Genomic DNA, 13,998 nt, shown 5'->3' with positions numbered 1-13,998 from the left:
TTTGAACTAGGTATATTTGGGGTGTTTGAGTGGGTCTGTGGTTCTGGCATTAAGCATTGAATAATAAGTCTTTTTGAAGTTGTGTATTGTTGTCTGTGATGCGGTAAAATGTTTGTTGATGTGTCGGTTTAAGTATATGTCTGAAGATTCTTATGAAGTAAAGTATTCTACCACGACGAATAGCTCATGATATGACTGTTTTTTGACAGTAATAGAGTGAAGACTTTGGTTCCAAAATAGCATTTGTGAAAACTGAACAAACTCATTAAAATTGAAAATTGCCTCCGATGTAATAGTGCTACAAAAGTGTGAAATAAAAAAATCCCGCAATTTTGCGGGATTTTCTATGAGTACATACCTACTTGTTTGGCTTAATTAGTAAGGCGTGCGGGTATTTCTTTTTGATGTCGATCAACCGTTTTTCAGCGTCAATTCGCGACTTAAAGTTACCAACCCATACCTTATATGTTGGGCTTTCAAATATTATAGTGCCATCAAGGTCTTTAAAATCTCTTCTGAAATCAGTTAGTGTTTTACGTGCTTTGCTGTTGTCTCCGTAAAATATTTGTACCTTATATTTATCGTTAACGGTAATAGATGAGTTAATTTTACGCTTTTCGGCTAGCAGTTGCTCAAAGCGGGAGTCCTGTGAAACAGAAACATTACCTTCCTGTGCCATTGCTTTTGTGGCGAAAAAGGTAAGTGAAATTAGGGCGATTTTGTAAGTCTGTAGGTTTAAAATTCTCATAATGAACTGTGTTTAACGCAAAAGTACAACTATTTATTTTACGGGCGAAAGCCTGATTTATTTAGAATCTTTATAAATTATAGATTAAGATTTATTTAAGGTTTGAGAATAATTCTTAAGTCGTATTTTTGTGGGAGTTTTAAAAAAGGCATGGTGTATTATGTCATGTCTTGAAAAAACTATACCAATTTAAGTCGATAATCATTTTTAATATGAAAAAAGTGGGTAACCATACTTCGTTTTCAAGAATTTTATTGTTCTGTCTGGCGTTCTCGCTGTCATTTTCCATTACATCTTATGCACAGGATGCTGCGGCTCCTGCGCCTGCAGCTGATGCTGCGGCAGCACCGGCTGATGGGGCTGGTGACCCTGCTAAGGGTAAAGAGTTGTTTAATACTCTTTGTGCTGCATGTCACAAACTTGATGCCAAATCTACGGGTCCGGCTTTAAGGGGTGTTGCAGATAAGCATGATCGTGCATGGATTTACAAGTGGGTTCAGAACAGCAGTGCAATGATTAAAGCAGGTGATCCTGTTGCAGTAAAACTTTTTGCTGAAAATAATAATGCTGTAATGACGCCGTTCCCACAGCTGTCTACAACTGATATTGATAATATCATGGCGTATACATCTGAGCCGGCTGCTGTTGCTCCGCCTAAAGCTGCGGGTGCTCAGGGTGCTGGTGCTGATGCTTCAGGGGGTTCAATGTCTAACAATTTAGTACTTGGTGCTCTTGTTGTTGTGTTGGGTGTTCTTATTGTAATGCTTGTTCTTGTGAAAAGAACGCTTACAAGAATATCTTCTGCTAACGGGGTTCAGGTTGCTAAAGAGCCGGGTATTTCTGTGTGGAAAGCATATGCTAAAAACCAGTTTCTTGTTTTGGTGACTGTTATTTTGCTAATGCTTGCGTCTTCATACTTCCTTTACGGTTACCTGATGCAGGTAGGTGTAGATCAGGGGTATGAGCCAATTCAGCCAATTCACTTCTCGCACAAAATTCACGCTGGTGATAACGGTATCGACTGTAAGTACTGTCACTCTTCTGCAAGGGTAAGTAAAACATCAGGTATACCATCTCTTAATGTGTGTATGAACTGTCATAAAAACATTTCTGAGTTCCAGGGTGATAAAGATTCTATATATGTAGATCATTCAAAAGAATTCTACTCTAGTCAGATTAAAGAATTGTATAATGCTGTAGGATGGGATGCTACGGCTCAAAAATATACCGGAAAACAAAAACCAGTTAAGTGGGTTAGAGTTCATAATCTTCCGGATTTCGTTTACTTTAACCACTCTCAGCACGTGTCTGTTGCAGGTGTTGAATGTCAGACATGTCACGGTCCTGTAGAGACTATGGAAGTTATGAGGCAACATTCTCCATTAACAATGGGATGGTGTATTAACTGTCACCGTGAGACAGATGTTAAAGTAGAAGGAAATGACTACTACAAGAAAATCCACGATGAACTTGCCAAAAAATATGGCGTAGTTAAGCTTACTGCTGCAAACATGGGTGGTACAGAGTGTGGTAAATGTCACTATTAATAAATTTTTAAGAAGCTAATATCTATATACAACATGGCATCAAACAAAAAATACTGGCAAAGTGTTGAAGAGCTAAATGAAAATAGTTCTATTGTTGAGACGCTAAGAAACAATGAGTTTGTTGAGGAGATCCCTACTGATGAATTTCTTGGCGACAAGGAAGCTCTTGCCTCTTCATCAACAAGCCGTCGTGACTTTTTGAAATATGTTGGGTTCAGTACAGCGGCTGCATCGCTTGCTGCTTGTGAGGGCCCGGTTATCAAGTCTATTCCTTACGTAGTTCAGCCGGAAGAAATCATCCCGGGTGTTGCTGATTATTATGCAACGACCATGAATGATGGTTTTGATTTCGCTAATATATTAATTAAGACGCGCGAAGGCCGTCCTATTAAAGTAGAGAACAATGTGCTTGCAGGTGCTAAGTATGCTGCAAATGCTCGTGTTCATGCTTCTGTGTTGTCGCTTTATGACAGCATGCGTTTAAAACAGCCGGTGATTGAGGGTAAGCCTGCATCATGGGAAGAAGTTGAAGCGAAAGTAAAAGCAGGTCTTTCTCAGGCTGCTGCAGGTGCTGGTCAGGTTGTCGTGCTTACAGGTACAACAGCAAGTCCTTCTACTGATAAACTAATTGCTGAATTTGGTGCTAAATATCCTGGATTCAAACATGTGGTTTATGATGCAGTATCTTCATCTGAAGCTTTGGATGCGTTCCAGGCTGTGTATGGTGAAAGGGCTCTAGCTGATTACGATTTTGGTAAAGCTGATGTTGTCCTTTCCGTAGGTGCTGATTTCCTTGGCGATTGGCAGGGTGGAGGATTTGACGGAGGTTATACTAACGGTCGTATCCCTAAACAAGGTAAAATGTCTAAGCATATCCAGATTGAGGCTAATATGTCGCTTTCAGGTGCTAATGCAGACAAACGTATTCCGTTGACTGTTACAGAGCAAAAATATGCTCTTGTTGCTATATACAATGCTATTACAGGTTCTGGTGTAAGTGTTCCTGCAATTGCAAACAAATCATATGCTGATGCTGTGGCTAACGCTGCTGCTCAGGTTAAAGCTGCTGGTTCAAGAGGTGTAGTTGTTACAGGTCTTGATGATGTTAATGCTCAATTGCTTGTTCTTGCAATAAACAATGCATTGCAATCGGCTGCTTTCAATCCTGGTGGTGCACGTCTTACTCGTAAGGGTGATGCTAAAGCGGTTGCTCAGTTAGTAGCAGATATGAAAGCAGGAAGCGTTCATACACTTATCATGAGTGGTGTGAATCCGGTGTACACACTGGCAAACAGCGCTGATTTTGCTGAAGGTCTTAAAAAAGTGAAATTATCAGTTTCTTTCTCTCTTAAAGAAGATGAAACTGCTTCTATAACAACTGTAGCTGCTGCTGCTCCTCACTATCTTGAGTCTTGGGGTGATGTAAGTGTTGCTAAAGGATATTATGCGGTTACGCAGCCAACTATCCGTCCGTTGTTCAAAACAAAACAATTCCAGGATGCATTACTTGCATGGTCTGGAAGTGCTCAGGACTATTATGGTTACGTTAAAGCTGCTTCTGCTTCTTACGCAGGTGGTAAGGCATGGAACCAGTTAGTTCATGATGGTGTTTATATGGCTGAAGCTACTCCGGTTGCAACTGCTGCCGGTGCTGATTATGCAGGTGCTGCTTCTAAACTAGCTGCTGCTAAGGCGGAAGCTGGTAAATTAGAATTGGTACTTTACACTAAAACAGGTATGGGTGATGGCCAGCAGGCTAACAACCCATGGTTACAAGAGTTTCCAGATCCTATCACAAGGGTGTCTTGGGATAACTATGTAACTGTTTCTAAAGCTGATGCTGAAGCTCTTGGCCTTGAAAACTGGAATGTTGCTAACGGTGGTCTTAACGGAAGTTATGTAACTATCGAGGTTAACGGTAAAAAACTTGAAAAAGTACCGGTTATCATTCAGCCGGGTCAGGCAAAAGGTTCTGTTGGTCTTGCCCTTGGGTATGGCCGTCAGGCAGCAATGAAAAAAGAAATGGTTGTAGGTGTTAACGCTTACACACTATATAATAACCTTAACTCGTTCCAGTCTGCGAAACTGACTAAAACAAGTGGTGAGCATGAGTTTGCCTGCGTTCAGCTTCAAAAAACATTAATGGGTAGAGGAGATATCGTTAAGGAAGCTACCCTTAAAGATTTCAATGAGAAAGATGCTTCTGAATGGAACATCATGCCGGTTGTATCTTACGACCATAAAGAAGTGCCTGCTGCATCAATTGACCTTTGGGAGTCGTTTGACAGAACTACAGGACACCACTTCAACTTATCTATCGATCTTAATGCCTGTACAGGTTGTGGTGCTTGTGTTATCGCATGTCACGCAGAAAACAACGTTCCTGTAGTAGGGAAATCAGAAATAAGAAGAAGCCGTGATATGCACTGGTTGCGTATTGACAGGTATTACTCTTCTCAGGATACATTTGCAGGAGACGTTACTAAGAAAGAAAGTGCTTCAGGATTATTTGATTCTGTATCTACTTTCAATGAAATGGAAGACCCATCTGAGAATCCTCAGGTAGTATTCCAGCCGGTAATGTGTCAGCACTGTAACCACGCTCCGTGTGAAACTGTTTGTCCGGTAGCGGCAACGTCTCACGGTCGTCAGGGTCAAAACCACATGGCTTATAACCGTTGTGTCGGTACTCGTTACTGCGCAAACAACTGTCCTTATAAAGTACGTCGTTTCAACTGGTTCCTTTACAACAAAAACAGCGAGTTTGATTACCACATGAACGATGATCTTGGTCGCATGGTTCTTAATCCGGATGTTAACGTTCGTTCTAGAGGTGTTATGGAAAAATGTTCTTTCTGTATCCAGTCTACTCAGGCAGTTATCCTTAAAGCGAAACGCGAAGGAAGAACAGTTGCAAAAGGTGAGTTCAATGATGCTTGTGCTTGTTCTGCAGCATGCAGCAGCGGTGCAATGGTATTTGGTGACGTAAATGAAAAAGAAGATCCAATTGTGGCCCTTAAAGAGGATGAGAGGGCATACCACCTTCTTGACCACATAGGAACTAAGCCAAATGTATTCTACCACGTTAAAGTTAGAAATACATAATAAGAAGTTAATATTAATAAGAAACACTATAAAGGATTATGTCGTCTCATTACGAAGCACCCATTAGAAAACCTTTAATTATAGGTGACAAAAATTACCATGATGTTACCGTTGATGTTGCTGCTCCTGTTGAGGGAAGAGCAAACAAACAATGGTGGATCGCATTTTCAATTGCGCTTGCTGCTTTCCTTTGGGGAGTAGCATGTGTTAGTTACACAGTTGGAACTGGTATCGGTACATGGGGTTCAAATAAAACAATCGGCTGGGCCTGGGATATCACCAACTTCGTTTGGTGGGTAGGTATCGGTCACGCAGGAACACTTATTTCTGCAGTACTTTTATTATTCCGTCAAAAATGGAGAATGGCAATTAACCGTTCTGCAGAAGCGATGACCATCTTCTCTGTAATCCAGGCGGCAATGTTCCCTGTATTCCACATGGGTCGCCCTTGGTTAGCGTACTGGGTTATGCCAATCCCGAACCAGTTTGGTTCGCTTTGGGTAAACTTTAACTCTCCGCTACTTTGGGACGTATTCGCGATCTCAACTTACCTATCAGTATCATTGGTTTTCTGGTGGACAGGTTTACTTCCTGACTTTGCGATGCTTCGCGACAGGGCGGTAACTCCTTTCACTAAAAAAGTATATTCTGTATTAAGTTTCGGATGGAGCGGTAGAGCAAAAGACTGGCAGCGTTTTGAAGAGGTGTCTCTTGTACTTGCAGGTCTTGCTACGCCACTTGTACTTTCTGTACACACCATCGTATCTTTTGACTTTGCTACTTCGGTTATCCCGGGATGGCATACAACAATCCTTCCGCCATACTTCGTTGCGGGAGCTATCTTCTCTGGATTTGCAATGGTGAACACCCTTCTTATCATCATGAGAAAACTTTCTAACCTTGAAGCTTATATTACCGTACAGCATATCGAATTGATGAACATCATTATCATGATTACAGGTTCGATTGTAGGTATTGCTTATATCACTGAGTTATTCGTTGCCTGGTATTCGGGTGTTGAATATGAGCAGTATGCTTTCCTTAACAGGGCTACAGGTCCTTACTGGTGGGCTTATGCACTGATGATGACTTGTAACGTAATCTCTCCGCAGGTTATGTGGTTCAAAAAGATCAGAACAAGCATCTATGTATCTTTCGTAATTTCAATCGTGGTAAATATCGGTATGTGGTTTGAGCGTTTCGTAATTATCGTTACATCTCTTCACAGGGATTACCTTCCATCTTCTTGGACAATGTTCCAGCCTACTTTTGTAGATGCAGGTTTCTTCATCGGTACCATTGGTTTCTTCTTTGTACTTTTCCTTCTTTATTCAAGAAGCTTCCCTGTAATCGCTCAGGCAGAGGTTAAATCTATCATGAAAACTTCAAGTGAGACTTACAAGAAATTAAGAGAACAAGGCGGTCACGACAATCATTCACATTCAGAACATAATCATCACTAAGATCATGAGTAATAAAGTTATACATGTACTATACAATGACGATGATATCCTTATGGATGCAGTAAGGCAAACACGTGCTGCGCATCATCACATTGAAGAAATTTATACGCCATTCCCTGTTCACGGACTAGATAAGGCAATGGGGCTTGCTCCGACAAGACTTGCTATCTGTGCCTTTCTTTATGGTTTAGTGGGATTGTCTGTTGCAACTGCAATGATGAACTTTATCATGATCCATGACTGGCCTCAGGATATTGGTGGTAAGCCGAGCTTTAGCTATATCCAGAACATGCCGGCTTTCGTTCCGGTTATGTTTGAGATGACAGTATTTTTTGCAGCTCACTTAATGGTTATTACTTTTTATATGAGAAGTAAATTATGGCCGTTTAAAAGCGCAGAGAACCCGGACGTAAGAACAACAGATGACCATTTCCTTATGGAAGTTTCTGTTCACGGCGATGAGAATCAGCTTGTTTCTTTCTTTGAGAACACAGGTGCTGTGGAAGTAAAAGTAATTGAAAAGCATTAACAGAAGTATGAAAGCGTTATATAAAATAGCATTATTAGCAGTTGCGGCAAGCTCGCTTACTGCCTGCTTTAATAAATCAGAGCCTAATTACCAGTACATGCCAAACATGTATGAGTCGGTAGGATACGAAACGTATTCTGAGTCTTCTGCATTTGCTAATGGTAAAGAAGGCCAGCTTCCTGCTAAAGGATCTGTGCCTAGAGGATTCACTCCATACGAATATGAAAACAGCACTGCGGGTTATGATTTAGCGAAAGCTAATCTTAAGTCACCTCTTGCTCCGGATCAGATTGATGATGCAGAAGGTAGCCAGTTATTCACTATTTACTGTGCTATTTGCCACGGTGATAAAGGTGATGGAAAAGGAAACCTTGTAAAAAGGGAGAAATTTCTTGGGGTGCCTAACTATAAAGACAGGGAAATTACTGAGGGAAGTGTATTCCACGTAATTACTTATGGTCTTAACGCAATGGGATCTCACGCTAATCAGCTTTCTCAGGAAGAGCGTTGGCAGGTTACTCATCACGTGATGAAACTAAGGAGTGAATTATAATTGTAGAACACTGAAAGCATAAATATATGTACACATTTTCAAGTAGATTAAAAACAATTGCATTTGTCCTGATGATATTAGGTGTCCTTGGGATAGGCTATAGTTTTTTGACTGCACCAAAAACCGTTGAAGACGTAGAGAAGATACTAGCGGCCGACAGCCACCACGGTGGTCATGCTGATGCTGCACACCATGATGGTGCTGCACATGATGCTCACGCTGCAACTGAAACAACTCACGCTCCTGCTGCAGAAGAGGCTCACGCTGAAGCTGCTCATGACACCGCTGCACACACTGTAGATACTACTACAGCTGCTGTTGCACACGATACAACTTATGCAGAAGCTGCTGTTGCTAACCATGACGATCATGGTCATGCTGCTGCTGTTCCTGCACATGATGCACACGCTGCTCATGGAGAGGATGCACATGATGCTCACGCTGAGCACCAACACCATTTAGAGCACGTTCTTGGTCAGTTACAAAACAAACCATGGTCTGCTGTTTATGTTGCTGCATTATTTTTTATGCTGATTTCTTTAGGAGCTCTTGCTTTCTATGCTATCCAAAATGCTGCTCAGGCCGGATGGTCTCCTGTCTTATTCAGGGTTATGGAAGGTATTTCAAGCTACCTTATACCGGGATCTATCATTGTATTCCTTCTACTTGTAGCAGGAACATTAGATCTTCATAAAATATTTATCTGGATGGATGCTAAGGTTGTTGCAGAAGATCATCTTATCCAAGGTAAAGTAGGTTATTTAAACAAACCTTTCTTCCTTATCAGGGCTGCTATCTTTATGGCTGGGTGGATTCTTTACCGCCAGTATGCAAGAAAGAACTCTCTTGCTCAGGATGAAGCTACAGATAACACATATTACAAGAAAAATTTTAAGGCGTCTGCCGGATTCCTTGTATTCTTTATTATAACAGAATCGATCATGTCTTGGGACTGGATCATGTCTGTTGACCCACACTGGTACAGTACACTATTCGGATGGTATGTATTTGCAAGTTTCTTTGTAAGTGGTATTACTGTTATCGCATTAGTTACTCTTTACCTTAAATCTCTAGGACACCTTGAGTATGTTAATACAAGTCACATACACGATTTAGCTAAATTCATGTTTGGTATCAGTGTATTCTGGACATACCTTTGGTTCTCTCAGTTCATGCTAATTTGGTATGCTGATATCCCTGAAGAGATTGTTTACTTTAAAATGCGTATAGAAAATTATAACCTTCCGTTCTTTGGTATGGTTGTAATGAACTTCGTATTCCCTGTATTAATCCTTATAAACTCAGATTTCAAACGTTTATCATGGATTATTGTTATGGCTGGTATAGTTATCCTATTGGGTCACTATGTAGATTTCTTCAACATGATCATGCCGGCTACAGTAGGTGACCAGTGGTTCATTGGTGCAGGCGAAATAGGTGCGATATTATTCTTCCTTGGACTATTTATATTAGTAATATTTACAGCTCTTACAAAAGCGCCGTTACTTGCTAAGCGTAACCCATTAGTAGAAGAGAGTAAGCATTTTCATTATTAATATTTAAAGAAATAAACAAATGACAAGTTTATTGATAATAGTAGTTTTAGTTTTATTAGGCATTGCAATATGGCAATTAACTAAAATATTTGACTTGACACAGGTTGGGGCAGGCCACACTAGCGATAATAGTGGGATTGCTAACGACAGGGATAATAATATTAATGGTTACCTGATGTTTGCCTTTTTAGGTTTCATCTATGTGTTTACAATTTATTCGCTATGGAAATGGGGTCACCTTGTACTAGGAACTCCTGCTTCAGAGCACGGCCCTCAGTACGATAACCTTATGGCTATCTCTATGTGGCTTATCTTTATCACACAGACTATCACGCAGTTCCTTCTTCACTACTTCAGTTTTAAATACAGAGGTAAACAAGGTAAAGTAGCTTTCTACTATGCAGATAATGATAAACTTGAGTTTATCTGGACTATCATCCCGGTAATCGTTCTTGCTGGTCTTATCCTTTACGGATTATATGCGTGGACTAACATCATGTTTATTGATGAAGAAAAACAAGACAGCGTTTTAGTTGAAGTATATGCAAAACAATTTAGCTGGGAAGCACGTTACGCAGGCGCGGATGGTGTACTTGGTAAAGCTAACGTAAGATACATTGAGGGCGTAAACACTCTTGGTGTTGATATGTCTGACCCGAATGCTCAGGATGATATTACATCTACTGAACTTCACTTACCAAAAGGGAAACAGGTAATATTCAAATTCCGTTCTCAGGATGTATTGCACTCTGCTTATTTCCCTCACTTCAGGGCTCAGATGAACGTTGTTCCAGGTATGGTTACAGAATTTGCATTCGTACCTACAATGACTACAGATGAGATGCGTCAGGATCCTAAGATCATGAAAAAAGTAGCTAACATCAACGAAATAAGATCTAAGAAAAGTGCTGAGCTTGTAGCTGATGGAAAAACGGCTCTTGATCCTTATACTTTTGATTACCTGCTTCTTTGTAACAAAATATGTGGTATGTCTCACTACAACATGCAAATGAAAGTTGTTGTTGAAGATGATGCTGATTTCAAAACGTGGTTAGCAGGAAAAGAAAAACTTTCTGCAGCAGTTAAGAAATCTAAAGATGAAGCTGCAGCAGCAGCGGCAGCGCCTGCAACAGAAGCAGCACCTGCAAAACCCGCAGATACGGCAGCAGCAGCTAAACCGGATTCTACATTGGTAGCACAGGTTATAAAAAAATAATTCTTTTTAAATATATTCAAATTAAAGAAATATGTCAGCAGTAGGACACGAAGCACACGGTCACGAAGATCACGGTCACCACGATGCTCACGAACATCACCATAAAGATACTTTCATAACGAAATATATCTTTAGTATCGACCATAAGATGATCGCTAAGCAGTACCTTATTACAGGTATCTTCATGGGGATTATCGGTATTGTAATGTCATTATTATTCCGTATGCAAATTGCATGGCCGGAAGAGTCGTTTACAATATTTAAAGTTCTTTTGGGCGAAAAATTTGCTCCGGGAGGAGTAATGAAAAACGATATTTATCTTGCGTTAGTAACGATACACGGTACCATAATGGTATTCTTTGTACTAACCGCTGGTTTAAGTGGTACATTTAGTAACCTTCTTATTCCGTTACAGATTGGTGCAAGGGATATGGCGTCAGGATTTATGAACATGGTTTCATACTGGTTGTTCTTCCTTTCTGCTGTAATCATGATCTTCTCTCTTTTTGTTGAAGCTGGTCCGGCATCGGCAGGGTGGACAATCTATCCTCCATTAAGTGCTTTACCACAGGCAATCGGTGGATCAGGAACAGGTATGACGCTTTGGTTAGTTTCAATGGCTATCTTCATCGCTTCATCACTAATGGGATCTCTTAACTATGTTGTAACTGTTATCAACCTTAGAACAAAAGGTATGTCTATGACCAGGCTTCCTCTTACAATCTGGGCGTTATTCATTACAGCTGTTATCGGTATCGTTTCATTCCCGGTACTATTATCTGCTGCATTACTACTTATATTCGATAGGAGCTTTGGTACTTCATTCTTCCTTTCTGATATCTTTATTGCAGGTGAGGTGCTACACTACCAGGGAGGTTCTCCGGTACTATTCGAACACTTGTTCTGGTTCCTTGGTCACCCTGAAGTTTACATTGTAATCCTTCCTGCGATGGGTCTTGTATCTGAAATTATGACATCAAATGCGCGTAAGCCAATCTTTGGTTACCGTGCGATGATCGCTTCAATATTAGCTATTGCATTCTTATCAACTATCGTTTGGGGTCACCACATGTTCATCTCCGGTATGAATCCATTCCTTGGTTCGGTATTTACATTTACAACACTACTTATCGCTATACCATCGGCTGTAAAAGCGTTTAACTGGATCACAACATTATGGAGGGGTAACCTTCAGATGAATACTGCAATGTTGTTCTCTATCGGTTTCGTTTCTACATTCATAACAGGTGGTCTTACAGGTATCATCCTTGGTGATAGTACACTTGATATTAACGTTCACGACACCTATTTCGTTGTTGCTCACTTCCACCTTGTAATGGGTATCTCAGCGCTATACGGTATGTTTGCCGGTATATACCACTGGTTCCCTAAAATGTTCGGTAGAATGATGAACAAAAACCTTGGTTACATCCACTTTTGGGTAACTGCAGTGTGTGCTTACGGAGTATTCTTCCCAATGCACTTTATCGGTATGGCAGGTCTTCCAAGACGTTACTATACTAATACAGCATTCCCATTATTTGATGATTTAGCTGACGTTAACGTACTAATTACAATGTTCGCTCTTATTGGTGCTGCATTCCAGTTAGTATTCTTATGGAACTTCTTCTACAGTATATTCAGAGGTACAAGAGCTGTTCAAAACCCATGGAGGTCTAACACTCTTGAGTGGACTACTCCTGTTGAACACATCCACGGTAACTGGCCAGGTGAAATACCTGAAGTTTACAGATGGCCTTATGACTATAGCAAACCGGGTCATGATGATGACTTCGTTCCGCAAACTGTGCCAATGAAAGAAGGCGAAGAAGAACTTCACCACTAGGATTTTAAAAATCTATATACAAAATGCCCACTATACAGTGGGCATTTTTGTTTTACACTAATTTTTGATTTTGGCAGTAACGAAGTAATTGCTAAAAGCTGAATTTTTTTTGGTTACACCTTGTTATTTTAAATTTGGATTGGGAATTACTTATACTAAGCCATAAGGGTAGGTTAAGCTTTGGGTTATCATAACATGAAGTATTGATTGATAATGAATACTTTGCTTGGCGGTTTGCTTCACCATATCTTTTAAATCTCGCTTGATTAAAAATATTAAATAACTGAAATACAGGTTTTTGTGTTGTTGAGCTAGATAAATATTTCTGTTTTGTTTCAGTTTTGTTGACTCGTGATTAGCTATTGCTTTATCAGTGTCTTATAGATTGTTTTTACCTTTATTCCGACTTACACTACGGCCTATATAAAGGTATTATAACTAAGGTTCTAAATAAATATCCCTTAAAAAGAAACTTAAATATCTCCCCAAAAAAAATAATCTAAAAATGTCCTTCAAAAGCGGAAGGCGACTTTTTGAATTATTCTTTTCTCTTTTTTTTCCTTTTGATGTTTAATGAGAAGTTACGTTCGCAATGGGAAGAGATCCTTCCTTCGTCAGGATGATACGATTCACCCGGGGGCGGCGCGAGTGGTGGTATAATACAATTAAGATAACCATATTGGCTGCCTTTGTTTATCTGTTTAATTGTTTTAGCTGTTTGGACACGAGCAAGATGCTCGCGCAAGCGGCGAAAAGGTTATTTTAATAAATTTCAACATGCCATCCTAAACTTTCTAAATCTCCAATAGAGAGTTCAATCTTTCTTTCATATTCATTGTTTGATTTGATTTCTTCCCAACTGTGTTTTAATATTGTATCTTCCGGGAACACAAATATGAACAAAGATTTATTTTCTTTCGATGTAGCTAATTGATACCAAGAATTCAATCCATATTTTTGGATTCTCTCTTCGCTATTACTAGCAATCTTTCTAGTGTAATAATATTTATCATCATCATTATTTAATGACAATTCAACAACGTTATCAAGATTGTCTGCATTTGCAATTGCCACATAGATATCGTCTACTCGTTTACTAGAGACTGCCATACGGCCATCATATTTATCGCATGATATAAATACCAATAGAATAAATGGTAATAATTTTCTAATCATAATACTATTTTATAAATCCACTATCAATACCATATTGTAGCCAACGTAAAAACATATTAACTTTAGGTTGCTTTACGTCAATGGGTTGCTTTAGTCTAACATTCTTTCCTGCATGATTTTTATAATGATCTATAGCCGCCGCTCGCGCGAGCATCTTGCTCGTGCGCATACTAATTTAGTTCAATTTTTAAAATTGGCATTATCAATTTAAGGCTGGCACAAGAGGATTAGACTGTAATAAGGCACACAGAATACATAT

The 13,998-nt window shown here is 39.8% G+C and carries 10 protein-coding genes; 8 read left to right on the top strand and 2 right to left on the bottom strand.

Annotation, left to right across the window (positions count from 1 at the left end; genetic code table 11):
* Positions 1-358 precede the first annotated feature (358 nt).
* The gene (locus ALW18_07750; protein AOE52413.1) at positions 359-748 is read right to left on the bottom strand and encodes a sporulation protein; all 390 of its coding nucleotides are present in this window, start codon (positions 746-748) and stop codon (positions 359-361) included.
* A gap of 212 nt (positions 749-960) precedes the next feature.
* Here ALW18_07750 and ALW18_07745 point away from each other — a divergent pair, with 212 nt between their 5' ends.
* From ALW18_07745 to ALW18_07710, 8 genes are read left to right on the top strand one after another with little or no spacing between them, the layout of a single operon-like run.
* Positions 961-2,295: a cytochrome C gene (locus tag ALW18_07745; GenBank protein ID AOE52412.1), complete on the top strand. Its 1,335-nt coding sequence runs from the start codon at positions 961-963 to the stop codon at positions 2,293-2,295.
* Between the two features lie 33 nt (positions 2,296-2,328).
* Positions 2,329-5,400, top strand: a complete 3,072-nt coding sequence (locus ALW18_07740; protein ID AOE52411.1) for a quinol:cytochrome C oxidoreductase — start codon at positions 2,329-2,331, stop codon at positions 5,398-5,400.
* A gap of 38 nt (positions 5,401-5,438) precedes the next feature.
* A complete protein-coding gene (locus ALW18_07735; protein AOE52410.1) occupies positions 5,439-6,863 on the top strand; it encodes a hydrogenase in 1,425 nt (474 codons plus the stop codon).
* A gap of 4 nt (positions 6,864-6,867) precedes the next feature.
* Positions 6,868-7,392 carry a hypothetical protein gene (locus ALW18_07730; protein AOE52409.1) on the top strand — a complete coding sequence of 175 codons (525 nt, stop codon included), beginning with the start codon at positions 6,868-6,870 and terminating at the stop codon, positions 7,390-7,392.
* Positions 7,393-7,399: 7 nt separating this feature from the next.
* Positions 7,400-7,945: a cytochrome C gene (locus ALW18_07725; GenBank protein ID AOE54350.1), complete on the top strand. Its 546-nt coding sequence runs from the start codon at positions 7,400-7,402 to the stop codon at positions 7,943-7,945.
* 26 nt (positions 7,946-7,971) lie between these two features.
* Positions 7,972-9,501, top strand: a complete 1,530-nt coding sequence (locus ALW18_07720) for a quinol:cytochrome C oxidoreductase (protein AOE52408.1) — start codon at positions 7,972-7,974, stop codon at positions 9,499-9,501.
* 19 nt (positions 9,502-9,520) lie between these two features.
* Positions 9,521-10,717 (top strand): cytochrome C oxidase subunit II, encoded by a 1,197-nt coding sequence (locus ALW18_07715; protein AOE52407.1) that lies wholly within the window; start codon positions 9,521-9,523, stop codon positions 10,715-10,717.
* A 31-nt stretch (positions 10,718-10,748) separates the two neighbouring features.
* On the top strand, positions 10,749-12,563 hold the full coding sequence (locus ALW18_07710; protein ID AOE52406.1) for a cytochrome C oxidase: 1,815 nt from the start codon (positions 10,749-10,751) through the stop codon (positions 12,561-12,563).
* 762 nt (positions 12,564-13,325) lie between these two features.
* Here ALW18_07710 and ALW18_07705 read toward each other — a convergent pair.
* Positions 13,326-13,739 carry a hypothetical protein gene (locus ALW18_07705; GenBank protein ID AOE52405.1) on the bottom strand — a complete coding sequence of 138 codons (414 nt, stop codon included), beginning with the start codon at positions 13,737-13,739 and terminating at the stop codon, positions 13,326-13,328.
* Between the last annotated feature and the right edge of the window lie 259 nt (positions 13,740-13,998).

The organism is Flavobacterium psychrophilum, from assembly GCA_001708385.1.
GTDB lineage: Bacteria > Bacteroidota > Bacteroidia > Flavobacteriales > Flavobacteriaceae > Flavobacterium > Flavobacterium psychrophilum_A.
This window is presented reverse-complemented; position numbering and strand designations above follow the sequence as displayed.